The sequence below is a fragment of the Vibrio sp. 378 genome, assembly GCF_033339435.1.
The window spans coordinates 200886-227818 of sequence record NZ_JAWOUO010000003.1; the positions used below are offsets into that span (position 1 = coordinate 200886).

Below are 26933 nucleotides of genomic sequence, written 5' to 3' on the forward strand. Positions count from 1 at the left end.
TGCTTAAGCGAGTATATTATTCGCCTTTAGCAGCTTTGAAAGCGTCAGCCATTGCGTTACCGAATGCATTGTCATCTTGCTTGTTGATAGATGCCATTGCTTCTTGCTCGTCAGCTTCGTCTTTAGCTTTGATAGATAGGTTGATTACGCGGTTCTTACGGTCTACACCTGTGAACTTCGCTTCAACAACATCACCAGCGCTTAGGATTAGAGAAGCATCTTCTACGCGATCGCGTGATACTTCAGAAGCACGGATGTAACCTTCAACGCCTTCTGCGATTTCAACAGTAGCGCCTTTAGCGTCAACAGCAGTTACAGTAGCGTTAACTAGAACACCTTTCTTGTTGTCAGCAACGTAAGCATTGAATGGGTCATTTTCCATTTGCTTGATGCCTAGAGAGATGCGCTCACGCTCAGCGTCTACTGCTAGAACAACTGCAGAGATCTCGTCGCCTTTCTTGTACTCACGTACAGCTTCTTCGCCAGCAACATTCCAAGAAATGTCAGATAGGTGAACTAGACCGTCGATGCCGCCTTCTAGACCGATGAAGATACCGAAGTCAGTGATAGACTTGATCTTACCAGTAACTTTGTCGCCTTTAGCTTGTGCTTCAGCGAATGACTGCCATGGGTTAGCTTTACACTGTTTCAGACCTAGAGAGATACGACGACGTTCTTCGTCGATTTCAAGAACCATAACCTCAACTTCGTCGCCAACATTAACAACTTTAGAAGGGTGGATGTTCTTGTTAGTCCAATCCATTTCTGAAACGTGAACTAGACCTTCAACGCCTTCTTCGATTTCAACGAAGCAGCCGTAGTCAGTTAGGTTAGTTACGCGACCAGTTAGTTTGTGACCTTCTGGGTAACGCTTAGCGATTGCTACCCATGGATCTTCGCCTAGTTGCTTAAGACCTAGTGATACGCGAGTACGCTCACGGTCGAACTTAAGAACTTTAACTTGGATCTCGTCACCAACGTTAACGATTTCAGATGGGTGCTTAACGCGCTTCCAAGCCATATCAGTGATATGTAGAAGACCGTCAACGCCACCTAGGTCAACGAACGCACCGTAGTCAGTAAGGTTCTTAACGATACCTTTAACTTCAGAACCTTCTTGTAGAGTTTCTAGAAGCTCGTCACGCTCAACGCTGTTCTCTGATTCGATAACTGCACGACGTGAAACAACTACGTTGTTACGTTTTTGGTCAAGTTTGATAACTTTGAACTCTAGCTCTTTGTTTTCTAGGTGAGCAGTGTCGCGGATTGGACGTACGTCTACTAGAGAGCCAGGAAGGAAAGCACGGATACCGTTTAGTTCAACAGTGAAACCGCCTTTAACTTTACCGTTGATGATACCAACAACAGTTTCAGCTTCTTCGTAAGCTTTCTCAAGTACGATCCAAGCTTCGTGACGCTTAGCTTTCTCACGAGAAAGTTGAGTTTCACCGAAACCATCTTCAACAGCGTCTAGAGCTACGTCTACTTCAGCGCCAACTTCAACTTCAAGTTCGCCAGCAGCGTTCTTGAACTGTTCAGCAGGGATAGCAGATTCAGACTTAAGACCAGCGTCAACAAGAACGAAACCGTTCTCGATAGCTACTACAGTACCTTTAACGATGCTGCCTTGTTGGAATTCTGTTTCGTTTAGAAACTCTTCAAAGAGTTGAGCAAAAGATTCAGTCATTTAATTAATCTTCAATAAATTAAACTTCCACGGGTATCCTACCGCATGGGGTTATTAAATTCGCCAGTCATCATCCTTGCGACCAACGCTCTTAGCCTAGTCGAGTATTATTACTCAGCTAGCTTCGATTCGATATATTGTAGTGCCTTTTCTACTACTTCGTCGATAGTCATCGACGTAGAATCTAGCACAAGCGCATCCTCAGCAGGGCGTAATGGCGCCACTGGGCGGTTACGATCTCGGTCGTCACGCTCTTGGATCTCGCTTAAAAGGTCAGCAAATCTAACATCTAACCCTTTCTCTTGCAACTGTTTAAGGCGTCGATTTGCACGCTCTTCAGCACTCGCATCAAGGAAGATTTTTGCTTGCGCACTCGGGAATACAATTGTGCCCATATCACGACCATCAGCAACCAGACCCGGAGCGGTCTCAAATGCACGCTGACGACGTAGTAATGCTTCACGAACACGTGGCAAAGCCGCAACTTTAGATGCTGCCATACCCGTTTCTTCTTTACGAAGCTCCCCTGACACGTCTTCGCCTTCTAGAATGACCTTAACTAAGTCACCTTCCGCGATAAATTGAACGTCTAGGTGGGTTGCTAGTGGGACAAGAGCATCTTCTGACTCGGTGTCGACACCGTGGTGAATCGCAGCGAGTGCAAGTACACGATAAATTGCGCCAGAATCTAAGAGTTGGAAACCCAACTTTTTCGCCAGCAACATACATAAAGTGCCTTTACCTGCACCACTAGGTCCATCTACGGTTACAACCGGAGTTTGAGAGGACATGTTCTTCTCCACCAATAGTTTCTTTTCAGCAATTTGCTCGGTTTTCGAGGCGCACATTATACGGGTAATCAGTCTTTGGAGCGAGGAAAAATGTCGTGTAAAGCATTACACCTAATGCGTAATTGGATTCATCAATAAACATAAAGTTCAACAAAAACGGCGAGAGCTTCCGCCCTCGCCGTTTTAAATGTCATGAACTTAAGCTCGATTAAACAATCGGCTTTTGACCACGCTCAGCTAACTTTAAAATCACACTATCAGCGACTTTACCCGCCACACCTGCTAGCTTGTCGGCCAGTTTTTTCTTTTGTACATAATGCACAGAAAGTACAGTTTTATCTTTGCATGCTGCAACAACGATATCATCAGATGTACTAATGTCATCCACCAAACCAAGCTCTTTCGCTTGTGTACCGAACCAGTGCTCACCAGTGGCTACTTTGTCTAGGTCCAAACTAGGACGACGCTCACGGATGAAGTCTTTAAACAAGACATGTGTTTCTTCAAGTTCTTGCTTAAACTTATCGCGCGCTTTATCGGTATTCTCACCGAACATCGTTAGCGTGCGTTTATATTCACCCGCTGTTAGTTGTTCGTACTCAATGTCATGTTTCTTCAACAGTTTGTTGAAGTTAGGAATTTGTGCGATAACGCCAATAGACCCCACAATTGCAAATGGTGCAGAAACAATCTTATCTGCTACACATGCCATCATGTAACCGCCACTTGCCGCAACTTTGTCAACAGAGATGATCAGAGGAAGACCCGCAGCTTTGATTCGGTCCAGTTGAGAAGAGGCAAGGCCGTAACCATGAACCATACCACCGCCAGACTCTAAGCGAAGTAACACTTCATCACCTTCACGTGCGACAGCCAAAATAGCGGTGATTTCTTCACGTAGAGACGCGACTTCTTTTGCGTCTATGCTACCGTTGAAATCAAGAACAAATAGGTGTGGTTCACGCTTGCTATCTAATGAACCGTCTTTGCTCGCTTGTTTGATTTCTTTCTCGCGAGATTTGTTCTTCTCTTTTTCTTCTTTCTTGACGGCTTTATCTCGAGCCTTGATGAAAGCATCGTCATGCAAATGATGCTCTAACTGCTCAACAGATTGTTTGTGTTGATCTGAAAGGTTGGTAATCTCTAACTCCCCTTTCGCCGCACCCGATTTGCCACCAGCCGATTTTGCAATAATGAGCAGAACAATTATCGCAGCAACCACCGTGATAATTTTGGCCAGAAACAGACCATAATCTAATAAAAATTCCAACGAGAGCTCCTTTATCTCATTTCAGATGACGTTAGTATGTTACGCAGAAACATCAGCGAGAAGGCAGCGCGGTTTGTAACCACTTGTTCTGATTGATAGCATACCTAACGAAAGTTCTGGAATTGGTATAACACATGAATTGGTGTATTGTAACCATCTTGTCACGATTACCAAGATTTTCCATTGAGAAACAGGCGTTTTTTAGCGTCAATTAACTATCATGGACCCTCTTACAATAATAAGGATTTATCGCCGTGAACTACTCCGTTTCAGCTGATGCTCTAAAAGGTAAAGTCATTCTTGTTACTGGCGCTGGTAATGGCATCGGCCGTCAAGCCGCGCTTTCTTATGCCGAGCACGGTGCAACTGTTATTCTCTTGGGTAGAAATGTGCAAAACCTTGAATCTATCTATGATGAGATTGAAGCTGCTGGCTATCCACAAGCTGCTATCATTCCATTGGATCTCAAGGGTGCAACTCAGCAGAATTACATTGATATGGCAGAGACAATCGAAGGACAGTTTGGTCGCTTGGATGGTCTATTACACAACGCAGGTGTCTTGAGTTCGCTGTGTCCATTTGATCAAATCAAAGAGGAAGACTTCGACGATATCATGCAGATCAACGTGAAAGCCGAAGTGCTAATGACTCAAGCATTACTGCCTGTGATGCGTAAATCAGAAGCTGGGCGTATTATCTTTACCTCTTCAACCGTCGGCCACTCTGGCCGCGCATTCTGGGGGCCATACGCTATCTCTAAATTTGCCGTAGAAGGCATGATGCAAGTTTTAGCTGACGAGCTGAGTGATACACCGATCCGCGTTAACGCAATTAACCCTGGTGCCACTCGTACTCGCATGCGTGAAAAAGCATATCCGGGTGAAGATGCGAATACTCTCAAAACGCCACTGGATATCATGCCGCTATATTTGCACTTAATGGATCCTGCGGTTACCGATGTGAACGGTCAGTGCATCGACGCTCAACCGAAGCGTAAATAACTCATTCAGGTTACCTCACATAATCGATTGAAAAGGCAGCAAACGCTGCCTTTTTTCATTTCTCTCTTCATAAAAATCTTGCGACTTTCTCCCACAGAAATATACTGTATGTATATACAGGTATTTATTATGCAAGATATTATTCAGAACTTAAAAAGCCAACACCTTGTTTGGCAAGCAAATTTAACGAAAGCAGATCCTCAGCAGTTGCAGACTAGTTCCGGTTTTTCTGAATTAGATGATTTGCTCGGCGGAGGCTTTCCACCTCATGGCGTAGTGGAGATGGAATCTATTGGTAGTATTGGTGAATTGCGTTTGCTCGCTCCTTATTTAAAAGCCACCCAGACCAATGGTGTGACTGCATTTATTCAACCTCCCGCGTTAGTGAATTCTCTGTTCTTACACTACATCGGTTTGGATATAAACCAAGTGTGGGTCGTTAATCCAGCTCATCCCAAAGATGCTCTTTGGGCTGCAGAGCAATGTCTGAAAAGTGGGGTATGCAGTAATGTTTTGTTATGGCAAGAAGAGCTTGAAATACATCAAGTGAAACGCTTACAGGTAGCGAGTGAACAAGGTACTTGCCCTCTCTTTATGCTTAAAACAGATACTATCAACCGCTTGTCTTTGCCTGTGTCACTCAGTTTAAAACTGAAAGGCGACGAGCAAGGGATTCATGTTGAAGTGCTGAAAAGGAAAGGAGGCTGGAATAGAGGTAGCGTTAGTATCGGATTCCAACACCATTACCCGCAACTGGTGAAACCATCATCTGAAACTGTGCACTCGACTGTGGTCAATTTCCCACTGGCGAACCAAGGTTAGTGATATGGCTCTGTGGATTTACTTGCACTTCCCTCGCCTGCAGCTAGACGCACTCTTTGGTGATAACCAAGAACAACCCGTGGTGATTGTCGAAAGCCAACGTTGCCAGATTCTTCAATACAACGAGATTGCCGAACAACAAGGCATTAAGCCAGGTATGGGCTTAGGCAGTGCTGCGTCCTTGTGTCGAGATTTACAAGTGCATCCTTATCATCCACAAACCGAATTAAATAAATTACAAGAGGTAGCTCAGTGGTTGTATTTGATCACATCTGACGTTGTGTTGATGCCAAACCAAGGTATTTTACTGCGTGCTACTCCAATGCTCGCTCTGTATGAAGGGCTTGAAAACTATTGGAATAAAGTCAGAGCTCACTTATCGGAGCTGAAACTGAGTTTTCAATTCGGATGTGGTTTTTCGCCTTTTGCTGCCAAATTGATGGCAATATCAGGAGCGAACGTCATCAGTGAAGACAAATCTGCCATACAAAAAGCTTTATCACCACTACCGTTAAAACTGACAGATTTATCAAACGCTACCGTAGAGAAGTTACAACGTGTAGGCGTCACCACATTGCAAAACCTGCTTGAACTGCCATTGCAAGACATCGCACGACGCTTTGATATCGATTTGGTGAACTACGTTGGTCGACTGACTGGGCAGTTTAAACACCCTGTCGACTTTTATCACCCTACCGAATCCTTCCAAGTTTATTTAGAGCTGTTGTTTGAGATCGAAAACGTTCAGTGGATTGAAAAGCCGTTGGCCAAATTACTTCGTCAACTCGAAACCTTTCTTAAATTAAGAGATAAGGTCGCTTTTGAACTGTGTTTAACACTCCACCAGCGTGAGAAACAAGAGCAACACCTTCAACTCACTTCTGCGCAAGGTGATTACCTATGTCAGCGTTGGCAACAGTTAGCGAGTTTAAGCTTAGAATCACTCTCGCTTAATGGCCCAGTCACAGGGCTAACGTTAAAAGTCATCCGTCAAGGTGAGCCTCTTAGTGCATCACGCGATCTCTTTGCTGGGCAGAAAGGAAACATGAATGCTTTAGAGCTGCTCTCTTTACTGCAAGCTAAATTGGGAAAAAGTGCTGTTTTAAAACCCAATATTGCTTGCGATCCTAGACCAGAAAAGGCCAGTCAGTATCGCCCTGCTGATGCTCCGGATGAAAAGGGGCACGCCATACCATCCATACTACGCCCAGCAATGCAATTACCGACTCCCATTGTATTGCAAGAGCAAGTTTCTTTGGTCCACGGACCTGAGCGAATAGTTTCTGGGTGGTGGGATGGTGATGAGATCATGCGTGATTACTACATTGCACACACCAAGCAAGGCCGCTGGTTATGGATATTTCGCGATCAGCACAAGCACTGGTTTCTTCATGGCTATTTTTGTTAAATCGACAGTTATTTTTGTTGGGTCATTATGAGTTACGCGGAACTATTTTGTCAGTCTAACTTCTCTTTTTTGACTGGGGCTTCTCATGCAGAAGAGCTGGTACTCCAAGCTGCTTTCTATCGCTATCAAGCTCTAGCTATAACGGATGAATGTTCAGTCGCGGGCGTTGTCAAAGCCCATGCGACCATCGAACAACATAAACTCGATATCAAACAAATCGTTGGAAGTATGTTTTGGTTAAATGATGAATGCCAAATCGTACTGCTTTGCCCTTGTCGCAAGGCTTATGCCGAGTTGTGTCGTATCATCACAAACGCAAGGAGACGCAGTGAAAAAGGCAACTATCAACTGTTCGAATGGGATTTGATGTCAGTTCGACATTGTTTGGTATTGTGGCTGCCCACACATCAAGAGAGTGATCACTATTGGGGGTGCTGGCTCAATCAACACCACGCTAATCGTTTGTGGGTAGCGATTCAGCGCCATTTGAGTAACAACGATACTGAGTACATTGCGCACTGCGAGCAGTTAGCACATGAATTTCAATTACCTATAACTGCCTGCGGAGGCGTTCTCATGCATGATGTTGAACGCTTGCCATTACAGCATGTACTTACTGCTATAAAGCATGGGTGTAGCGTCGATAAACTCGGTTTTGACCGTATTTCGAATACTGAGCGAGCGCTTCGTCCTTTTAAAAAGTTGATTCGGATTTACAAACCAGAATGGCTGGAAGAAAGTACTTACATCGCCGATTTATGCGAGTTTAAGCTCTCCGATTTAAGATACGAATATCCTACCGAGCTGATCCCAGATGGTTATACACCCGACTCTTACTTACGTATGTTGGTCGAACGTGGTAAAAGGCTGCGTTTTCCTGAAGGCGTGCCAGCAGAAGTCAATCAAACCATCGAGAATGAACTGGCGCTTATTCAAGAGCTGAAATACCACTACTACTTCCTTACTATTCACGACATCGTAATGTTCGCGAAACAGCAAGGCATTCTTTACCAAGGGCGAGGTTCCGCTGCAAACTCTGTGGTGTGTTATTGCCTGGAAATTACCGCCGTCGATCCTCGACAAATCGCTGTCTTATTCGAACGATTTATCAGTAAAGAACGTAAGGAACCGCCGGATATTGATGTGGACTTTGAACACGAGCGCCGTGAAGAAGTTATCCAGTATATTTACAAAAAATATGGCCGTGAGCGTGCAGCACTTGCTGCAACAGTGATCAGCTATCGCTTTAAAAGTGCCGTGCGTGAAGTCGGTAAAGCACTAGGGATTGAAGAGACCCAATTAGATTTTTTCATTAAGAACGTTAATCGCCGAGATCGCAGCCAAGGCTGGCAAGCTCAAATTATTGAACTTGGCTTACAACCAGAATCTCTCAAAGGGCAGCAGTTCATCCAATTGGTCAACGAGATCATTGGCTTCCCACGCCATTTATCTCAGCACGTAGGTGGCTTTGTAATTTCATCTGGCCCTTTATATGAGTTGGTACCTGTTGAAAATGCCTCGATGGAAGAGCGCACTATCATTCAATGGGATAAAGACGATTTAGAAAGCTTGAAGCTACTAAAAGTCGATGTACTCGCACTCGGCATGTTAAACGCCATCAAAAAGTGCTTTCAACTGGTCGAGAAACATCACCAGCGATCCCTCTCGATTTCCGAGATCACTCGCCGACAAGATGATCCACTCGTGTACCGCATGATCCAAAAAGCTGACACGATAGGCGTATTCCAAATTGAATCTCGTGCACAAATGAGCATGCTTCCTCGCCTAAAGCCTGCTTGTTATTACGACTTAGTGATTCAAATTGCAATTGTTCGTCCAGGCCCTATTCAGGGTGATATGGTGCATCCTTTTTTAAAACGACGAGATCACAAAGAGCCTGTCAGTTATCCATCGGAAGAAGTAAAAAGCGTTCTTGAGCGGACTATGGGCGTCCCTATTTTCCAAGAGCAAGTCATCAAGCTAGCCATGGTAGCCGCAGGGTTTAGCGGCGGCGAGGCCGATCAACTCCGTCGAGCAATGGCATCATGGAAAAAGAATGGCGATCTCGCTAAATTCAGACCAAAACTGATCAATGGTATGCAAGAGAGAGGTTATGACTTAGCGTTTGCTGAGCGCATTTTCGATCAGATTTGCGGCTTTGGTGAGTACGGCTTCCCTGAAAGTCATTCAGCGTCTTTCGCAGTGCTGGCATATTGTTCTGCATGGTTAAAATATTATTACCCAGCCGAATTTTACACTGCATTGTTGAACAGCCAACCAATGGGATTTTATAGCCCATCGCAATTAGTACAAGATGCTCGCCGACATGGCGTCGAAGTATTGCCGGTGTGCGTCAATCATTCAAAATATCAACATCATCTCGTCTCACGTCCGAATGGCAGGCTCGGCGTGCAACTTGGTTTTCGCTTGGTGAAAGGCTTTAACGCAGAAAGCGCACAAAGGCTTATTGAGCGCAAACCACTTAATGGTTACCGATCGATTCAAGAAGTAAAGCAGATATTAAGAAGCCGAAGTGACATTGAATTATTGGCTTCAGCCAATGCATTTCAGGCCTTATCGGGAAATCGTTATAACGCTCGCTGGGCAGCAATGGATTCCTTATCTGACCTACCATTGTTTCACAAGGTCGAAGAACCCAATGTTAGCTACCAGACTCAACCTTCTGAATATGAAAATTTAATTGAGGATTACGCAAGCACGGGACTATCTCTTAGCCGCCATCCAATTAAATTATTAGAAGAAACGGGCAAACTCCCTCACTTTACCCGCATGAGGCAACTGACAGAGAAACCGCATAAGTCACTGGTCACAGTGGTAGGTGTGGTAACAGGAAGACAATCTCCAGGCACCGCCGCTGGCGTGACATTTTTTACGTTAGAAGATGACACGGGCAACATTAATGTGGTCGTTTGGCAAGCGACAGCACGAGCCCAAAAGCAAGCGTATTTAGGCGCTAAAGTATTAATGGTGAAAGGCATTCTTGAAAGAGAGGGAGAAGTCACGCACGTCATTGCTGGTAAGTTGATTGATTGCACGCACTACTTGAACAATCTACAAAGTAAATCTCGGGATTTCCATTAGTACAGAGGAATTAAGGAGAGAGATGTTAAAAAACAGAGAGAGGTGCGCTCCCTCTGATTTCACTAGATCTAATCATGCACTTTTAGAAAGCATCTGGCGTAATCGGTCTTGAGCAACTTCAACCAGCAGATCCGGTTGGAATTTAGATATAAAGCGATCACAGCCTACTTTTTGCACCATGGCTTCATTAAAACTACCGCTCAGAGAAGTGTTCAATGTGATAAACAACTTAGACATACGTGGATCTTGGCGCACTTCATGGGTCAGTTTATAACCGTCCATTTCAGGCATTTCAGCATCCGTAATCATCATCAACAGCTCTTTTTCTACATCTTTACCTTCATCACACCAACGTTTTAAAACCGTTAGCGCTTCTAGCCCGTCACGACACTCGATGATATTCATACCCAATTGAGAAAGCGTATCGCGAACTTGATTACGAGCTGTAGAGGAATCATCTACAATCAGAACATTACGCCCGACCATTGCTTGGGCCAGTTCTTGATCGAGAATGTCCTCCGAAATAGTCACGTCGTAATGCACGATCTCTGCTAAAACTTTTTCAACGTCAATAATTTCGACAATTTGAGAGGCATCCCCCTCTTTGATTTGCGTGATAGCCGTGAGGTAATTCGAGCGACCAGACGTAGAAGGAGGCGGCTGAATTTCAGTCCATGCCGTATTAATAATGTTTTTAACCGGACCGACTAAGAAGCCCTGCACCGTGCGGTTGTACTCTGTCACGATCAAATTTTCTTCTTCCGCTTCACCACGTAAAGCAGGAAAACCAATTGCGCCTCGTAAATCAATCACTGGTACCGCTTCACCTCGTAGAGAAGCAACCCCACGAATATTGTAGTGCGATCCAGGGAGCTTGGTTAACGGTGGAAGCTTGATGACCTCTTTCACTTTGAACACATTAATCGCAAATAATTGGCGACTATTTAAAGTGAACAGCAGAAGCTCTAGTCGATTTTCACCAACCAAGTTTGTACGCTGGTCAACCGTATTTAACACTCCGGACATACTACTACCTAAATTATGGATAATTCTTATTTTACTCGAAATCAGTACAGACACAGCAAGGTTATATAACCAAATAACCTTAAAATATTTGGCTTTTCGAGCACAGCTTTAAAGTACAACAGTTTTAGCGTATTACTTCTCTTTGCATCAGACGCAAAGTCACGCAGCACATTGAAAGCCATTTTGTTTATTTACTTGAGCTTTTTAGGAAATTACATGAATGGCGCAGATATAGCAATGCAACATAACTCAAATTCCCATTCTAGTAATAGGCGATCAAAAAGGGTGAGCCGTTAAGTCTCACCCTAAATCACCTACAAATGCAGTCTCAACAGCCAGGCACATCATCATGTTAAAAAGTACTTAACCTTCCACAACCTTCATCAATAGTTGACCATCGTACAACGCTTGCTTAATCAACGCGGCACCAGGCATTGTGGCTTGCTTATAGAAACGAGACTCCACCAGCTCAAGATCTTGGTGATAAACAGGTAAACTCTGCTCTTCGATACAGCGACGAACCGCAGGATAAAGCACATCTTTTGCTTGGTTAATCACACCACCGATCAAGATTTTCTCAGGGTTAAATAAGTTGATCACAATAGCAATTGCAGAGCCTAAGTAGCCTCCAAGTTTTTCAATCACATCGACGGCCAAAGGATCACCGTTTGCAGCGGCTTCACAAATGCTCTCAATACTCATTTCTTCTTGTTTAGCAAGAATAGAGTCTTCGCCATCAGCGATTCGTCTTACGACTTCTTCACGAATTGCCTGAGAACTGGCAACGGTTTCCAAACAGCCAATATTGCCGCAATGACAACGTTTTCCATTTGGGTCAATTTGAATATGCCCGAGTTCACCAATGTTACCGTGACGGCCTTGCAAAACGCGCCCATCCAGAATGATGCCCGCACCTAAACCGTGGTGGATAGAGATAAGAACGGAGTTGTCATTATCTTGAGAATGACCAAAAAGCTTTTCTGCTAATGCCCAAGCTCGCGTGTCATTGGCAATGAAAACTGGCAAGCCTGTTGCTTTGTATATCTCTGGTCCAAGAGCAAGATTTTCGACATTGTAATGAGGCATCTGCAAAACGACACCTTGCTCTGAGTTCACGAGACCAGGCAGCGTAAGGGCAATACTGGTAACACGATCAAGTTGATCCGCGTAAGTCTGAAAGAATTCATCAATTTCGTAAAGCAGGCGCTCAAGCACATCGTCTTGATCAAGCTCGTGTATCTCGATTTTAGTATCGATCAGTACATCACCGCCTAACTCATGCAAAGCAATGGTTAAATAACCTCGCCCCAAACGCATTGACAAAAATTGCCAGCCTTCATTATTGACCTGCAAACCGACAGCAGGTCGACCACGACTCGTCGCTTCTTGTACTGTCGTTTCATGAATCAAGTGCGCTTCAATTAATTCTCGAGTGATTTTGGTGATACTAGCAGGAGCAAGCTCACTCTGCTTGGACAAATCAATTCGAGAAATAGGACCTTTTAGGTCAATTAGTTTATATACACGACCAGCATTGACCTGTTTGATATGATCAATATGGCCCGGTTGAGCCATGTACATCTTGCACTCCGAAATTCTATAACGGGACAATTTTTTTACTTTGCGAACTAATTGTGAAGTGAATTAATAAATCCCCGTGACAAGCATCACGTATAAACCTGTTTGTTTGTGTATTCAATCAAATAACGAAGAATCTACTCCTGTTAAATTGTTTGAAAAATAACTTATTTTTATTCACTAAATTATGAAGTAATGCCTTTAAAGCAGCGTATTTTTATCAATAAGGCCATTGCCTGTCGAATATCTGTCTGTTTTACCGGGGTTACTCTTAATGTAAACATTCTGTGCATATACTTATATTCAAGTAGCTTTAAGGTGTGGGCTAAGCGAGGCTAACCTTGAGAGCGATTGCGTAAAGTAAGGATAGAGTTCAAGTTACCTTTACACACACATTCATCGGAGAATCTATGACTTCCAAATTAAGACGAACAAAAATTGTCACTACGCTGGGTCCTTCAACGGATAAGGACAATATACTTGAGGAGATCATCAAAGCCGGTGCAAACGTTGTCCGTATGAATTTTTCACATGGAACCAGTGAAGACCACATTCAACGTGCGAACAAAGTCCGTACCATTGCAGCAAGACTTGGGCGTCAGGTTGCAATTCTTGGTGATTTACAAGGCCCTAAAATCCGTGTATCAACGTTTAAAGACGGCCAAGTCATTTTGAATGTGGGCGATAAATTCACATTAGATAGTGATTTACCAAAAGGTGAAGGCAATCAAGAATCTGTAGGGTTAGATTATAAAGAACTACCGCAAGATGTTTCACCAAATGACATTTTATTACTCGATGATGGACGCGTTCAGCTGCAAGTTACCAAAGTAGAGGGTAATAAAGTTCATACCCGTGTGATTGTCGGTGGTCCACTGTCCAACAATAAAGGGATCAACAAAAAAGGCGGCGGATTGTCAGCCGATGCGCTCACAGAGAAAGATAAAGCCGACATTCTTACCGCCGCAGCAATTCAAGTAGACTACCTTGCTATTTCATTCCCGCGTAACGGCGAAGACATGCATTACGCTCGACGCTTAGCCAGAGATGCAGGCCTTGAAGCCATGTTAGTGGCTAAAGTCGAACGAGCAGAAACCGTCGCGACCAATGAGTCTATTGACGACATTATTCTCGCATCCGATGTAGTGATGGTTGCACGTGGTGACCTTGGTGTAGAAATCGGTGACCCTGAGCTCATAGGTGTCCAGAAAAAACTGATTCGCCGCGCACGCAGTTTAAACCGTATCGTGATTACTGCGACACAAATGATGGAATCCATGATTACTAGCCCAATGCCAACGCGTGCTGAAGTGATGGATGTGGCCAATGCGGTTCTAGACGGCACTGACGCGGTGATGCTTTCTGGAGAGACCGCTGCAGGTAAATATCCTGTAGAAACGGTCAAATCCATGGCCGAAGTATGTGTGGGGGCAGAAAAAATGTCGGAGGCAAGTCTATCAACCTATCGCTTAGATAGAACCTTCGAAACCGCTGAAGAAACCATCGCAATGGCAACCATGTACTCTGCGAATCACATGGAAGGAATTAAAGCGATGATCTCGTTAACTGAGTCCGGCAGGACTGCGTTGATGATGTCTCGCTTAAGCTCTGGCTTGCCAATATTTGCCTTATCACGGAATGAATCGACACTAAATCGAGCAGCATTATACCGAGGCGTGACACCTGTATATTTCGAGTCAAAAAGTGATGCGGGTTTACCAACGGCTCAAGCAGCTATTACTAGCCTTAAAGAGCAAGGGTTCTTGCACAAAGGTGATTTAGTCATTATTACTCAAGGCGATGTAATGGATGTTGTTGGCTCAACCAACTGCATGCGCATTCTACAAGCGTAGTAGTTATACCTAACCGGAGTTAACCACAAGAACCCGCAAATAAGGCTCCGAAAATGGAGCCTTATTTATATGCTTTGTATATTGCGCACATCGTGAACGTAAGAAGGTTTATGCACTCTCTCTACCATCAATTTCAACATCCAGCTGGTCATAGAGTTGAACTAGGTTAAACCCAGCTTGAAGCCCAAGTTGATAGTCATGCTCTAGTGACTCTTGGTCACTTAACAAAGAAGAAGAACGAAGTCCCTCTTTAGGCGCAACTTGTAAAATAAAAGTGTCGTCAGGTGGAGCAGATATAAAGGCCTGAGTGAGCTCAAATGTTTGATAATGAATCATCAGCATGTCGGCTAAACCTGAATCAAAATTCTCACCAATCAGATGACTTAAACGATACAAGTTATCGGCACCGAACAACCAACGACCTCCATTTAACAGCATTTTCCCTGCAAGCTTCGATTGATGTGCTGCATTAATTTTTTGTTGGAAGAACGACGCCCAATCCAGCTTCCACTGATTCACTTTTTGCTGCCATGATTGCTGTACTGAGTTGATAGACTCTCGATACCATTCGACAGGCACATCCCCCACTTCACTTTGGGCTCTCGCTTCAATCTCTGAAAACGGCTCTGTGCGAATGACAATAATGTTGCGAGCATTCTGACGCCACGCTTCTTGAACAGGGATAGAGGCAGACACGCCGCCATCAACAAACTTATTGCCATTTACGTCGACAGGTCCGTGGTACAACTTGGGAATCGCACATGTCGCTAGCATAGTGTTAAACCACGAGTCATCCAAGATTGGTAGATACTGATCTGATAGCGTCTCTATATTCGTTACCGCAGCAAACGCTCCTCGTTTTCCCAATGCACTGCGACCTAAATCAAGGTCAAGCTTGTATGGGAAATCTTGAATCCGTTCTAATGCCCACTCTAAACCTAAGTACTGCTGCTTTCGGATATAGCGAAACAGATTAAAAAATTCAGGAGACGTTGTCAGCTCGGTAATAAAAGCTTTGCCCATGCCATGTTGACGACACAAGTAAGAACATAAGTTAAGTGCTCCGGCAGAGGTGCCATAGAATTCATCGAAAGGATCGAAGTTGGAAAGTAAAAAGGCGTCTAAAACGCCAGCGGTAAAAATCCCTCTCTGCCCTCCACCTTGCGTGACTAAAGCAGTTTTACCATGCCTAAAGTGCTCATAAACTTTTACATCAAGCTCTGCATGGCTTTCTGTGATTATACCGCTGTTACGTATCATAGGCTCACGCCATTTTGTTAAAACGTTTGGTAAAAGTGGTTATCTTAAGCTGTTGTAATAGCAATTATGCCAAATGACAAAAGCACTGCAAAAACAGTCACCACAATGATTAATGCGGATTTTAGATCGTGTTCCATAAACACCTCCTTAATATGTAACAAATTAATAACACCGGTGTGAAATATGTTCAAGATTTGCTTAATTTAGTCGCGCAATTTTGACTAACCCATCACAATTAGCTTAGTCATAATAAGGAGATAGGGCATGAACCAAAAACTCAGCTGGCTAGTAGGAATCATGATGATGAGTACTGCTATCAATGCACAAGCGAATATCATCGTTACACCATACATAGGCTATACAGGAGGCGGCCAAGTAGAGGATGAAAGTGGTAATACATACGATCTCGCCCCCGCAGTGAACTACGCTCTTTCAGTCGAGACTCCCTTAGAAAAAGGAAGGATCGGATTGTTTTACTCCAATCAATCGACGGAACTTGAAAAGCTGTCCAACTCAGCAGATATCCATTATCTGCACTTCCAAAGCAGCATGTACTATCCTGTCGCAGAAAATTGGCAAACCTATATCGGTGTAGGTTTGGGCGCTTCTTATGCCGATGTGGATTGGGTAGACAAAAAATACGGATTTTCGGCTAGCGCTTTTGCAGGGCTGGAATATGAATTTTCAAAGAACTTTGCATTAACAGCCCAACTGAGATGGTTAGGAACGGTCGTTGATAACGATACATCTGGCGCCTGTAATCTACCTAATGACGGCTCAAACTGTATCATTAAGTTCGATACTGATTGGATGAACCAATTCCAATCAAATGTTGGTTTTAGTTTCCGCTTCTAATTTTTATGCATGTTCCTCTGTAGGGCTCGTCACAAAGAACGCTGAACGAGTCCTGCACAGAGCCGATAAAGGATATCGTCTAAACACCATTGTTTGGCAAAGTAACGAAGCATCATCTAGATAGGTGCACAAAAGATAGCCGTACGCCCTAATTAATCAAAATAGTCTTAAATACCAAAGCAATTATTAGATCCCAGTCATTTATTCCAGACAAACAACCACCCACCCACACAAAACCACAATCAAACTCAAATTTAACAAGATTAAAACCAGACAACGCATCTGAATTAACATTTAGATTCTATTGCGCTAAGTATTATTAGAAGTTAGTCTGATCAGTGAAAACAGATAAATATTTCAGTTTTATCAAACACACATCAAAATTTTAAGATTAATAATCTACTTTCTCTTACAGTAGCCAGAATATAGCTCTATAAAATTATAAGAAGTTAGAATTAAGGATAGAAAAGCTGATGGATAACAGCGGTCCTTTCTTCCAACTGTTGGCGCAATTATTACTGTGTTACGTAGAGAGCTTCATTCCTCAGGGAGTCTTATAGGAGTCAAATATGAAGCGAGAACAATGGGGATCCCGGGCGGGATTCATCTTAGCAGCAGTTGGGTCTGCTATCGGTTTGGGAAACATTTGGCGTTTCCCATACATGGCCTATGAAAACGGTGGCGGCGCATTTTTTATTCCTTACATTTTTGCCATGATCACTGCCGGTATTCCATTTATGATCCTTGAGTTCAGTATGGGACAAAAATACCGAGGCTCGGCACCAAAAACACTTGCGAAAATTCATTCTAAATTTGAATGGCTTGGCTGGTTCCAAGTTGGTGTGGCTGCAGTTATTGCCGTTTACTATGTGGCTGTTATCGGTTGGTCGATTTCTTACTTTGGGTTGTCGTTCACTCAAGGTTGGGGAACCGATACCAACGCATTTTTCTTTAGTGAATACCTAAAGCTAGGTGACAACTCACCAACAGACTTAGGCAGTATTCAATGGAAGATTGCTTTATCCATGGTAATTGCTTGGGCAATTACTTACACCGCCATTGCCAAAGGCGTGAAATCAGGAATTGAACGAGCATCTAAAATTATGATGCCAATCCTATTCTTGATGGTGATTTTCTTAATCGGACGTATGATTTTCTTGCCAGGAGCTCTAGATGGCGTGAACTACATGTTCGAACCCGATTTCAGCAAAATTTGGGATGTTAAAGTATGGGCAGCGGCATATGGTCAGATCTTCTTTACGTTAAGTATCGGCTTCGCCATCATGCTAGCTTACTCTAGCTACCTACCAGAAAAGTCGGACATAACGAATAACGCGTTTATGACCGTGTTGATCAACTGTGGCTTCTCGATCCTAGCCGGCATCATGATCTTCTCAGTATTGGGTTACATGGCTCAAGAGCAAGGTAAGCCGTTAACAGAGGTGGTATCTGCAGGCGTTGGCTTGGCTTTTGTTACTTTACCTGCGGCAATTAACCTACTACCTGCCCCATATATTCTTGGTCCACTGTTCTTCTTTGCACTGGTGGTTGCTGGTCTAAGTTCGCATATTTCAATTATGGAAGCCGTAACTTCAGCCATTATCGACAAGCTGAAGTGGAGCCGTAAAAAAGCTGCAAATGTTGTGATTGGTATTGGCTTCGTTGTCTCTATGGCGTTTGCTACCAATGGCGGTCTGCTGCTACTCGATCTAGTAGACCACTTTGCAAACAACGTTGGCATCATGGTTGGTGGTCTGGTTGAGATTGTCTTGATGGCGTGGCTATTGAAGCGCGTGCCAGAAGTACGTAATTACGTTAACGAGCGCTCTGATTTCTCTGTTGGTCAATGGTTCGAGATCTGCTTACGCTTCGTTACACCAATCATGCTCGCCATTATCTTAGCGACCAAGCTATACGCCCTAATTACTGAAGGCTACGGTGGCTATGATCTAACTTTAGGCTGGGCACTTATCGCCGCACTCTTTATCTTTGGTCTAGTGATCAACGCAGTGAACCGCAAGGAGATAGCAAAATGACAATCAGCGCAATTATTATGATGGTTATTGGTTTAGGTATCACTTGGGGCGGCGCTGCCGTTTGCATCAAGCGAGCCATGGATAAACAATAACAGTATTGCATTCCAAACAAAAAACGCCGGTATTTACCGGCGTTTTTTTATGTTTCTTTTATTCTAGAAACTGTACTTGATGCCAACGGCGCCGCCAAGTTGCAAGTCAGCACCTTTGTAAAGATCTAGCTCTGGGTGTATTTGACCATAAAGGTCCCAGCCGCGTGATAAATCCCAGTTCACGCCAAGTGGTACTCTCACACCAAACTCGTCATCCCATTCATACCAGCCACCAACGCCGACATACCAAGTCACAGGCATGTTTTGATCGAATGTTCCACGCTTAGCGATGTAATCAAACGCCATACCATCGTTTCCGATAATGCCACGATATTTGTTATCTAACTCTACAACAACACTTAATTGTTGATCGACAGCCATACCAACTGATAGATCCGTTGGTTCGCTTGCCGCCATTGCCGTACTAGAAACTAGTCCCAAAAATAAAATGAATTTGTTCTTCATACACGTTATCAATTATTCAAAAAAACATTATTCGCTATTCAAACATAATGGCATATCAATATGTCAACGATGGGTAAGCTCGATGTATGAAAAAGCTGACAAAAGTAAAGATGAGTTTAGGATCACACTAAAAAAGGAACTGTCAGTTAATAAAATAGGAACTAAAAAAGGAGGCCGAAGCCTCCTTTTATGCATTACTATGAATGACTGCGATTAACCGTGGTTACGAATCCACTCATCCATTTCAGTTTTTAGGTTATCAGACTTAGTACCGAAGATAGCCTGTACACCACCAGCTACAACTACAACACCAGCAGCGCCTAGTTGTTTTAGCTTGTCTTGGTCAACAGCAGCTGTATCTGCAACTGCTACACGTAGACGTGTGATACATGCATCTAGACCAGTAATGTTAGCTTTACCGCCAAACGCTGCAACCAGTTCACCGCCCATATCAGAGCCAGAAGTTACAGCTGCACTTTCCGTTTCATCTTCACGGCCAGGTGTTTTTAGGTCAAGCGCTGTGATTACACCACGGAACACTACGTAGTAAATTACTGCGTAAACTAGACCAACGGCAATCATTAGCACCATCTTCTGAGCGTTACCAGATAGAACTAGGAAGTCGATCAGACCGTGAGAGAAAGAAGTACCGTGTACAAAGCCTAGAGTGTTCGAAACGATGTATGCAGAACCAGCTAGTAGAGCGTGGATACCGTATAGTAGTGGAGCAACGAATAGGAATGAGAATTCGATTGGCTCAGTAATACCAGTTAGGAATGAAGTCAGTGCAGCTGACGCCATGATACCCATTACTTTTGCACGGTTTTCTGGTTTAGCACAATGAGCAATTGCGATTGCTGCAGCTGGTAGACCGAACATCTTGAACATGTAACCACCCGCTAGCTGACCGAAGCCATTACCAGCAGCACGAGATGCTTCATCAGCAACTAGGTAACAAGTTAGTACACCATTTTGAGCTTCACCGGCAGCGTTAACACAAGAACCTGCTTCGAAGAAGAACGGTACGTTCCATACGTGGTGTAGACCGAATGGGATTAGAGAACGCTCAACAACACCGTAGATACCGAATGCTAGCTGTGGGTTTTGGTGTGCAGCCCAATCAGAGAATGCAGAAATTGCACCGCCAATTGGTGGCCAGATAACAGAAAGGATAACACCTAGGATGATCGCAGCAAAACCAGTGATGATTGGCACTGCGCGCTTACCAGCGAAGAAGCCAAGGTACTCTGGAAGTTGGATTTTGAAGAAACGGTTGAATGCCCAAGCAGCCACACCACCGACAAGGATACCACCTAGTACACCTGTATCGATTTTCTCAACACCCATAACGCCCGCCATTACACCTAGCGTTGCCGTCATGATGCCGTAACCAACGATAGCTGCAAGACCTGCAACACCGTCGTTGTTAGTGAAGCCTAGAGCTACACCTACTGCAAATAGAAGTGCCATTTGGCCGAATACTGAACCACCAGCTTGTTCCATAAGATTAGAAACGATCTCTGGAATAAAGCTTAGATGGGCAGCACCCACACCTAATAAAATACCTGCAACTGGTAAAACTGATACTGGAAGCATCAGAGCCTTACCAACTTTTTGCAGGTTAGCAAAAAGGTTCTTAAACATGTTTATGCTCCTGATAAATTTATAAGTATTATTTGGGCACTAACGGCACACCCCCGTAGCCTAAAGGTTAGCACCCAATGAAAATGTAACCACAACTGCATTATATTTTCCGGCTCTAAATATATATTGATGACCCTCAAACTTTCCACACAGTTACGAAATTTAGTTTCAAAACAAGTCTTGGATCACACCCAAAAACAGCCGATGAAAAGGTTTGCATTGCACTTATGTTGCTGTTTCATAAAGAATTAATTATTTATATAATTAATTTTAAGGCGTAAATAAAATACGCCTCAATGTTATTTTTAGTAACAAAATTACATTTGTGATTTTTGAATGTTATTAAATCAACATTTTTAGTAAACATTAAACTCGTGAGCGTATCTGTTGTTTTTATCAACAAAAAAGGAGCCTAAGCTCCTTTTTTATGCTCTTATTATTTTTTTATCGCAAAAAAAGATTTCGGAAGTTTTCGGTGGTTTTTTGTGCCACTTCAGAAAGAGAGCACGATTTGAGTTGCGCAATATAAGAAGCGACTTCGACAACGTAAGCGGGTTGATTCTCTTTGCCACGATGAGGGACAGGAGCCAAGTAAGGAGAATCTGTCTCAATAAGAAGCTTCTCTAAAGGTAGAGTCTTCACCACTTCTTTTAACTCTGTAGCTTGACGGAAAGTAACAATCCCCGAGATAGAAATATAAAACCCCAGCTCCAGTGCAGCTTCAGCAAATGGAAGATCTTCTGTAAAACAGTGGATAACACCACCACATTTCTCTGCCCCACCCTTACGCAAAATATCTAGAGTATCCGCACGTGCGTTTCTGGTATGGATAATTAAAGGTTTGTTGAGCTCCACTGCAAGATCAACGTGTTGCTCAAAGCGCTCTTTCTGTAACGCGGCCGTTTCGGGCTTGTAATGATAATCTAAACCCGTTTCGCCAATAGCGACGACTTTTGCATTCGACGCATGGTGGCGCAATACGTCCATCGAAAAGTCGCTTTCAACATCAAGTGGGTGCACACCGCACGAAGCATAAACATTGTCATAAGGCTCGATCATTTCCATCATTTTCGGGAAAGAATCCAGCGTTACTCCAACAGAAAGTAGTTCAGTTACGTTTGCTTGTTTAGCTTTGTTAATAACGTCTTCCACATTGATGTGGAGATCGTCGTAATTCAATTTGTCTAAATGACAATGAGAATCTACGAACATAATGCCTCTCGTGATTCAATTAACCAATTCATTGATAGTAGCTCAAGGTTCAGGCCAGGAAAGGCTTGCACCTGAGCTTTCAGGTTCATCAGCGCCTTCGCTGATGAGTACAAACCGTTATAGTTGTCCGGTTGAAACTTTGTCGCGCCCGGAAGCATTTGAGCTTCTGATACACCAAACTGCGCTTTCTGAGCATCTGTCAGTAAATACCATGCCCAGTCTAGTGATTGCTCTGAGTGTTTAGCGATTAAAGAAGCACACTCAGAAACGTCTGAAACAGGCGAAGACATTGCCTTAATAAAACTGCGTTCAAAAGCCAAGTAAGCTTCGAGATCGCCATTATTTAACGCATCCAATGTTTTTATTGGAGAGCCCATATTCAGTTTTAAGGCATAAGTAGGAACTTGCTTCGCCCCTTGTTCGTGCATCCATTGCATCGCTTGTTCCGCTGACGGAGGCGCAACAACCCAGTGTTGGCAACGGCTACGAATCGTTGGGAGCAGACGCTCCTGATTGTGGGTAACGAGCAAAAACAAGCACTTTGCCCCAGGCTCTTCTAGCGTCTTTAACAGCGCATTCGATGCCGACTCGTTCATAGAGTCCGCCGGTTCTATTACAAATAGGCGGTAACCATTAAGCTGAGATGATTCCTGAGCAAGACGGTTACAAGCTCGAATTTGGTCCACCGTTATCGCCTTTCCTTCTTTCTCTGGCTTGATCCAGTGTAAATCAGGGTGGTTTTGAGATTGATTTAGCTGGCAGCTATGACAAAAACCGCATGCTTCACTCGCGTAATTTTGGCAAAGAAGTGCTTGGCTAAAAAACTCGATAAGTTTTTCGATGCCCAAGCCCTGCTCGCTTTGTAATAAAAGCGCACCTGGTATTCTGTCCGACTCTAACCCTACTTTGAGGTTATCCCATATTGGCTGTAGCCATGGATAATCATTTAACATGAGTCACCTAAATTTACGTTTCACTTATTGACGATCTAGCCACTCGTTTAGAGCGTCCCGAATATCACGCGACACGCCTTCAATCGTCTGTTCTGCGTTAATGATAACGATGGAAGGATCGGCATGAGCAATCTCCAAATAACGCTCACGTGTACGCTCGAAGAAACTAATATCCATCTTCTCTATACGATCTAACTCACCACGCCCACGTGCACGCTCAAGCCCAACACGAGGGTCAATATCCATATAGAGAGTGAGAGCAGGTTTAAAATCACCAAGCGTTGTATCCCGGAGATTTTTCATTAACGATGCGTCAATCTGACGGCCACCACCTTGATAAGCTTGCGACGACATATCGTGTCGGTCACCAACCACCCACTGACCGTTTTCCAAAGCTGGTTTGATCACGTTCTCAACCAACTGAACACGTGCAGCGTACAGAAGAAGCAACTCCGTCATGTCCTTAAGTTCTTCGCCTTCGTGCTCTTCTTTCACCAGAGCGCGCATTTTTTCTGCTAGCGGTGTGCCTCCTGGCTCACGGGTATTTACGATATCCTCAATACCGGCCGCTTTTAGCGTATCTAAAACGGTTTTAATCGCAGTGCTTTTACCCGCGCCTTCTAGGCCTTCAACGACAATAAAGTTTGCTTTCATCATTTGTTCTTTCTTAGTTCTCTTAAATAGGCACGAACAGCACGGTTGTGCTCAGCAAGGGATTTCGAGAATACATGTCCGCCCTTTCCACTTGCTACAAAATATAAATAGTTGCTGCTTTCTGGATTCAAAGCCGCTTCAATGGAAGCTTCACCAGCCATCGCAATCGGTGTTGGTGGCAAACCATTGATGGTATAGGTGTTATATGGTGTCGGCGTACGCAAATCTTTCTTACGAATGTTGCCATCGTAGGCGTCACCCATACCATAAATAACTGTCGGATCAGTTTGTAACCGCATACGTTTGTTCAATCGGTTGATAAACACAGAAGCGACGCGCTCACGCTCAGAATCAATAGCCGTCTCTTTCTCGATGATAGACGCGAGAATCAAGGCTTCATATTTATCCTGTAATGGCAGCTTTTCTTGACGAGCTTCCCAGCTAGCGTCCAGTATTTTATTGAGTTTTCGATGCGCTCGTTTTAATAACTGGCTTTCACTCGCACCCGCTGTGTAATGGTAGGTTTCTGCTAAAAACAACCCTTCTAGCTTTTCTCTCTCAATTCCGAGCTTCGCAGCCATTTCTTTTTCTGAAAGATCGGTTAAATCATGCTTTAAATAAGGAGCACTTTTTAGTTGATCTACCCATTCAGAAAAGCGGCTGCCTTCAACAAAAGTGATCGCAAACTGGTATTCTTTTCCAGTATTCAGATGCTCCAATGTTTGCGAAAGTGACATACCAGGCTCAAGTTGGTAAGTACCCGCTCGCACTTGCAACAATTCTGGATATAAGTGAGGAATTAAACGGATGTACTCCGATGTTTCAATCACCTCATCTTCAACTAAGGCGCGCATGACATGATGAAAGCTTGTACCACTTTCTACAGTAAACAGCTGAGGTTGTTCCAATAGAATAGGCTTTTCAACGTATTGTTTAGCCTGTGAAATTATATAAAAAACAGCTGCTGCGCCTATCACTGCGATCAGCACAACAAAAGCCAACAGTTTTTTAATCACGTAGTTAAATTCCCTTGCAGTCGTTGAGTCAATTTTCCTATAGGAAATATAGTCTTAGAGTTCGATGTCACTATGCTGCGAATAGGTGCGACACCTAATATTGAGTTACACATGAAAGCCTCGTCAGCACTAAGCAAATCTGGAAGTATAAAACGCCCCTCGATGACTTCAATATGACTTACTTTAAGTAACTCAAGCACCTTACGACGCATTACGCCCGTAACGCCTGATAAGGTCAGCTCCGGCGTAAATACTTTATTACCTTTAACCCAAAAAAGGTTGGCCATTGTAGTTTCAATGACATGGTTTTGCACATTTAACGTTATTGCATCTGCAAACTCTGTATTGTCGATTTCAGCCTTGGCGAGAATCTGCTCTAAACGGTTGTTGTGCTTATGTCCCGCAAGTAAAGGTTGAATCCCTAGACGAGTATTGCAAACGCCCAAGTCCACACCTTGTTCTTGCCAAGATGAATAATGAGAAGGAAACGCAAAATTGGAAATCGTCACGATAGGGCCTTCAATCCCATTAGGGCTATACCCTCGCCCGCCAATACCGCGGCTAACGTGAATCTTCACCCCCGCTCGTGCGTCAGATAAAACCGCTTTGCTTGCCCAATCATGCACAACTTTCCAGTCAGGTGAAGAGATCTTCAAAGCGTCAAGGCAAGCACTCATGCGCTCAGTATGTTCCTGCCAGTAAACCAACTCTCCATTTTGGGTCAGGATGGTGGTAAAGCCTCCATCACCGTATTGGAATGAGCGATCACCTAGCTCTACATGCGTTTGCGGAACTCCATTTACCCAAAACATTCACATACCTTCAAATTAGCAGACAACAAATAAAACAAAACGGCTCAATGCTAAGCATCGAGCCGTTAGAATACAAGTTTCGCTTATCTAAATTAGGTTAGATAGTGTTACTCAGCGAACTTCTTGAAGATCAAAGAACCGTTTGTACCACCAAAGCCAAACGAGTTACAGATAGCGTACTCCATACCTTCAACTTTGCGCGCTGTATGCGGCACAAGGTCGATGTCTAGACCTTCTTCTGGATCATCAAGGTTAATGGTTGGCGGAACAATTTGGTCAACCAAAGACATAACCGTGATAATTGCTTCAACAGAGCCAGCAGCACCTAATAGGTGACCCGTCATCGACTTAGTTGAAGACACAAGAACTTGCTTCGCACCTTCTTCACCAAGAGCACGTTTCACGCCCTTGATTTCTGCAACATCACCAGCAGGAGTAGAAGTACCGTGAGCATTCACATAACCTACTTGAGTACCTGTGATGTTAGCGTCACGCATCGCCGCTTCCATCGCAAGTGCACCACCAGAGCCGTCTTCGCTTGGAGATGTCATGTGGTAAGCATCACCAGACATACCAAAACCAACCAGTTCTGCGTAAATCTTCGCGCCACGTGCTTTCGCGTGTTCGTACTCTTCAAGCACCATCATGCCAGCACCATCACCTAGAACAAAACCATCACGGCCTTTATCCCATGGGCGAGACGCTTTTTGAGGCTCGTCATTACGAGTAGATAGCGCTTTAGCTGCACCGAAGCCAGCCATGCCAAGAGGCGTAGAAGCTTTTTCTGCACCACCAGCAACCATCGCATCTGCATCGCCGTAGGCAATCATACGTGCTGCATGGCCGATATTATGCAGGCCAGTAGTACATGCGGTAGAAATCGCGATATTTGGACCACGAAGACCACGCATGATAGATAGGTTACCTGCAACCATGTTTACAATGGTCGAAGGAACAAAAAATGGGCTAACTTTGCGAGGGCCTTTGTCTACTAATGCAGTATGGCCAGTTTCGATAAGGTCAAGACCGCCAATGCCTGAGCCGATAGCAACACCAACTCGAGCCGCATTTTCTTCGGTAATTTGTAAGCCAGAGTTATCAAGAGCTTGAATACCCGCTGCAATGCCGTACTGGATGAAAAGGTCCATCTTACGAGCATCTTTTTTAGACATGTACTCTGTGCAATCGAAATCTTTAACAAGACCTGCAAAACGAGTTGAGAAGTTCGTAGTATCAAAGTGCTCGATATTTACGATACCACTTTGACCTTCTAGCAGGGCTTTCCAAGATGATTCTACTGTGTTGCCTACCGGTGACAACATACCCATGCCAGTGACAACTACACGACGCTTGGACACGATATAATTCTCCGGGAATTGAATATTTCTATGAGAGG

General features: G+C 43.9%; 23 protein-coding genes. 8 read left to right on the plus strand and 15 right to left on the minus strand.

What is annotated here, in order from left to right; all coding sequences use genetic code 11:
- Positions 1 to 16: 16 nt before the first annotated feature.
- The 3 genes from rpsA to sohB form a co-directional block, all read right to left on the minus strand.
- The gene (gene rpsA, locus R7Q48_RS07420; RefSeq protein ID WP_005385817.1) at positions 17 to 1687 is read right to left on the minus strand and encodes a 30S ribosomal protein S1; all 1671 of its coding nucleotides are present in this window, start codon (positions 1685 to 1687) and stop codon (positions 17 to 19) included.
- 110 nt (positions 1688 to 1797) lie between these two features.
- Positions 1798 to 2478, minus strand: a complete 681-nt coding sequence (gene cmk, locus R7Q48_RS07425; protein WP_021033981.1) for a (d)CMP kinase — start codon at positions 2476 to 2478, stop codon at positions 1798 to 1800.
- Between the two features lie 208 nt (positions 2479 to 2686).
- Positions 2687 to 3748 (minus strand): protease SohB, encoded by a 1062-nt coding sequence (gene sohB, locus R7Q48_RS07430; RefSeq protein ID WP_042523086.1) that lies wholly within the window; start codon positions 3746 to 3748, stop codon positions 2687 to 2689.
- Positions 3749 to 4002: 254 nt separating this feature from the next.
- Between sohB and R7Q48_RS07435 the strand changes: the two genes are divergently transcribed.
- The 4 genes from R7Q48_RS07435 to R7Q48_RS07450 all read left to right on the plus strand — a co-directional run bounded on the left by R7Q48_RS07435 (position 4003) and on the right by R7Q48_RS07450 (position 10081).
- A complete protein-coding gene (locus R7Q48_RS07435) occupies positions 4003 to 4749 on the plus strand; it encodes a YciK family oxidoreductase (RefSeq protein ID WP_005372980.1) in 747 nt (248 codons plus the stop codon).
- 129 nt (positions 4750 to 4878) lie between these two features.
- Positions 4879 to 5571, plus strand: coding sequence for a translesion DNA synthesis-associated protein ImuA (imuA, locus tag R7Q48_RS07440; protein WP_017633866.1), 693 nt, complete (start codon positions 4879 to 4881; stop codon positions 5569 to 5571).
- Between the two features lie 4 nt (positions 5572 to 5575).
- Positions 5576 to 6979, plus strand: coding sequence for a Y-family DNA polymerase (locus R7Q48_RS07445; RefSeq protein WP_213866440.1), 1404 nt, complete (start codon positions 5576 to 5578; stop codon positions 6977 to 6979).
- A 27-nt stretch (positions 6980 to 7006) separates the two neighbouring features.
- The gene (locus tag R7Q48_RS07450; protein ID WP_213866439.1) at positions 7007 to 10081 is read left to right on the plus strand and encodes an error-prone DNA polymerase; all 3075 of its coding nucleotides are present in this window, start codon (positions 7007 to 7009) and stop codon (positions 10079 to 10081) included.
- A 72-nt stretch (positions 10082 to 10153) separates the two neighbouring features.
- Here R7Q48_RS07450 and R7Q48_RS07455 read toward each other — a convergent pair whose 3' ends face one another.
- Both R7Q48_RS07455 and R7Q48_RS07460 read right to left on the minus strand, forming a co-directional pair.
- Positions 10154 to 11107, minus strand: a complete 954-nt coding sequence (locus R7Q48_RS07455) for a chemotaxis protein CheV (protein ID WP_005372976.1) — start codon at positions 11105 to 11107, stop codon at positions 10154 to 10156.
- Positions 11108 to 11470: 363 nt separating this feature from the next.
- Positions 11471 to 12688: an ROK family protein gene (locus tag R7Q48_RS07460; RefSeq protein WP_005372973.1), complete on the minus strand. Its 1218-nt coding sequence runs from the start codon at positions 12686 to 12688 to the stop codon at positions 11471 to 11473.
- 407 nt (positions 12689 to 13095) lie between these two features.
- Here R7Q48_RS07460 and pyk point away from each other — a divergent pair, with 407 nt between their 5' ends.
- The gene (gene pyk / locus R7Q48_RS07465; protein WP_005372972.1) at positions 13096 to 14538 is read left to right on the plus strand and encodes a pyruvate kinase; all 1443 of its coding nucleotides are present in this window, start codon (positions 13096 to 13098) and stop codon (positions 14536 to 14538) included.
- Between the two features lie 108 nt (positions 14539 to 14646).
- On the opposite strand, the gene R7Q48_RS07470 is transcribed toward pyk, so the two are convergent.
- Positions 14647 to 15798: a patatin family protein gene (locus R7Q48_RS07470; protein ID WP_005372971.1), complete on the minus strand. Its 1152-nt coding sequence runs from the start codon at positions 15796 to 15798 to the stop codon at positions 14647 to 14649.
- 44 nt (positions 15799 to 15842) lie between these two features.
- On the minus strand, positions 15843 to 15935 hold the full coding sequence (locus tag R7Q48_RS07475) for a YnhF family membrane protein (protein ID WP_005372970.1): 93 nt from the start codon (positions 15933 to 15935) through the stop codon (positions 15843 to 15845).
- Between the two features lie 127 nt (positions 15936 to 16062).
- On the opposite strand from R7Q48_RS07475, the gene R7Q48_RS07480 reads away from it, so the two are divergent.
- The 3 genes from R7Q48_RS07480 (at position 16063) to R7Q48_RS07490 (ending at position 18781) form a co-directional block, all read left to right on the plus strand.
- On the plus strand, positions 16063 to 16653 hold the full coding sequence (locus tag R7Q48_RS07480; RefSeq protein WP_213963874.1) for an outer membrane protein: 591 nt from the start codon (positions 16063 to 16065) through the stop codon (positions 16651 to 16653).
- 569 nt (positions 16654 to 17222) lie between these two features.
- Positions 17223 to 18689 (plus strand): sodium-dependent transporter, encoded by a 1467-nt coding sequence (locus R7Q48_RS07485; protein WP_318132220.1) that lies wholly within the window; start codon positions 17223 to 17225, stop codon positions 18687 to 18689.
- Positions 18686 to 18781, plus strand: coding sequence for a MetS family NSS transporter small subunit (locus R7Q48_RS07490; protein WP_005372963.1), 96 nt, complete (start codon positions 18686 to 18688; stop codon positions 18779 to 18781). Before R7Q48_RS07485 ends, R7Q48_RS07490 begins: the two co-directional genes overlap by 4 nt.
- Before the next feature lie 63 nt (positions 18782 to 18844).
- Here R7Q48_RS07490 and R7Q48_RS07495 read toward each other — a convergent pair whose 3' ends face one another.
- The 8 genes from R7Q48_RS07495 to fabF form a co-directional block, all read right to left on the minus strand.
- On the minus strand, positions 18845 to 19246 hold the full coding sequence (locus R7Q48_RS07495; RefSeq protein ID WP_053349624.1) for a hypothetical protein: 402 nt from the start codon (positions 19244 to 19246) through the stop codon (positions 18845 to 18847).
- Positions 19247 to 19459: 213 nt separating this feature from the next.
- Complete coding sequence (ptsG, locus tag R7Q48_RS07500; protein WP_005372959.1) at positions 19460 to 20890, minus strand: PTS glucose transporter subunit IIBC; 1431 nt, start codon at positions 20888 to 20890, stop codon at positions 19460 to 19462.
- A 444-nt stretch (positions 20891 to 21334) separates the two neighbouring features.
- Positions 21335 to 22102, minus strand: coding sequence for a TatD family hydrolase (locus R7Q48_RS07505; RefSeq protein ID WP_005372957.1), 768 nt, complete (start codon positions 22100 to 22102; stop codon positions 21335 to 21337).
- Entirely contained in the window at positions 22093 to 23055 is a 963-nt protein-coding gene (locus tag R7Q48_RS07510; protein WP_206970740.1) for a DNA polymerase III subunit delta', read from the minus strand. The genes R7Q48_RS07505 and R7Q48_RS07510 overlap by 10 nt, the downstream gene beginning before the upstream one ends.
- 24 nt (positions 23056 to 23079) lie before the next feature.
- On the minus strand, positions 23080 to 23712 hold the full coding sequence (tmk, locus tag R7Q48_RS07515) for a dTMP kinase (RefSeq protein WP_206970741.1): 633 nt from the start codon (positions 23710 to 23712) through the stop codon (positions 23080 to 23082).
- Positions 23709 to 24725 carry an endolytic transglycosylase MltG gene (mltG, locus tag R7Q48_RS07520; RefSeq protein WP_005372950.1) on the minus strand — a complete coding sequence of 339 codons (1017 nt, stop codon included), beginning with the start codon at positions 24723 to 24725 and terminating at the stop codon, positions 23709 to 23711. The genes tmk and mltG overlap by 4 nt, the downstream gene beginning before the upstream one ends.
- The gene (pabC, locus tag R7Q48_RS07525; RefSeq protein WP_104975488.1) at positions 24722 to 25537 is read right to left on the minus strand and encodes an aminodeoxychorismate lyase; all 816 of its coding nucleotides are present in this window, start codon (positions 25535 to 25537) and stop codon (positions 24722 to 24724) included. Before pabC ends, mltG begins: the two co-directional genes overlap by 4 nt.
- A 107-nt stretch (positions 25538 to 25644) precedes the next feature.
- On the minus strand, positions 25645 to 26895 hold the full coding sequence (gene fabF / locus R7Q48_RS07530; RefSeq protein ID WP_033905745.1) for a beta-ketoacyl-ACP synthase II: 1251 nt from the start codon (positions 26893 to 26895) through the stop codon (positions 25645 to 25647).
- Positions 26896 to 26933: the final 38 nt, after the last annotated feature.

What these genes read in the sequence shown, in the direction of transcription:
- rpsA (WP_005385817.1), bottom strand. Translation starts at nt 1,687, where the DNA reads ATGACTGAATCTTTTGCTCAACTCTTTGAAGAGTTTCTAAACGAAACA.
- cmk (WP_021033981.1), bottom strand. Translation starts at nt 2,478, where the DNA reads ATGTCCTCTCAAACTCCGGTTGTAACCGTAGATGGACCTAGTGGTGCA.
- imuA (WP_017633866.1), top strand. Translation starts at nt 4,879, where the DNA reads ATGCAAGATATTATTCAGAACTTAAAAAGCCAACACCTTGTTTGGCAA.
- R7Q48_RS07445 (WP_213866440.1), top strand. Translation starts at nt 5,576, where the DNA reads ATGGCTCTGTGGATTTACTTGCACTTCCCTCGCCTGCAGCTAGACGCA.
- R7Q48_RS07450 (WP_213866439.1), top strand. Translation starts at nt 7,007, where the DNA reads ATGAGTTACGCGGAACTATTTTGTCAGTCTAACTTCTCTTTTTTGACT.
- R7Q48_RS07455 (WP_005372976.1), bottom strand. Translation starts at nt 11,107, where the DNA reads ATGTCCGGAGTGTTAAATACGGTTGACCAGCGTACAAACTTGGTTGGT.
- R7Q48_RS07460 (WP_005372973.1), bottom strand. Translation starts at nt 12,688, where the DNA reads ATGTACATGGCTCAACCGGGCCATATTGATCATATCAAACAGGTCAAT.
- pyk (WP_005372972.1), top strand. Translation starts at nt 13,096, where the DNA reads ATGACTTCCAAATTAAGACGAACAAAAATTGTCACTACGCTGGGTCCT.
- R7Q48_RS07470 (WP_005372971.1), bottom strand. Translation starts at nt 15,798, where the DNA reads ATGATACGTAACAGCGGTATAATCACAGAAAGCCATGCAGAGCTTGAT.
- R7Q48_RS07475 (WP_005372970.1), bottom strand. Translation starts at nt 15,935, where the DNA reads ATGGAACACGATCTAAAATCCGCATTAATCATTGTGGTGACTGTTTTT.
- R7Q48_RS07480 (WP_213963874.1), top strand. Translation starts at nt 16,063, where the DNA reads ATGAACCAAAAACTCAGCTGGCTAGTAGGAATCATGATGATGAGTACT.
- R7Q48_RS07485 (WP_318132220.1), top strand. Translation starts at nt 17,223, where the DNA reads ATGAAGCGAGAACAATGGGGATCCCGGGCGGGATTCATCTTAGCAGCA.
- R7Q48_RS07490 (WP_005372963.1), top strand. Translation starts at nt 18,686, where the DNA reads ATGACAATCAGCGCAATTATTATGATGGTTATTGGTTTAGGTATCACT.
- R7Q48_RS07495 (WP_053349624.1), bottom strand. Translation starts at nt 19,246, where the DNA reads ATGAAGAACAAATTCATTTTATTTTTGGGACTAGTTTCTAGTACGGCA.
- ptsG (WP_005372959.1), bottom strand. Translation starts at nt 20,890, where the DNA reads ATGTTTAAGAACCTTTTTGCTAACCTGCAAAAAGTTGGTAAGGCTCTG.
- R7Q48_RS07505 (WP_005372957.1), bottom strand. Translation starts at nt 22,102, where the DNA reads ATGTTCGTAGATTCTCATTGTCATTTAGACAAATTGAATTACGACGAT.
- R7Q48_RS07510 (WP_206970740.1), bottom strand. Translation starts at nt 23,055, where the DNA reads ATGTTAAATGATTATCCATGGCTACAGCCAATATGGGATAACCTCAAA.
- tmk (WP_206970741.1), bottom strand. Translation starts at nt 23,712, where the DNA reads ATGATGAAAGCAAACTTTATTGTCGTTGAAGGCCTAGAAGGCGCGGGT.
- pabC (WP_104975488.1), bottom strand. Translation starts at nt 25,537, where the DNA reads ATGTTTTGGGTAAATGGAGTTCCGCAAACGCATGTAGAGCTAGGTGAT.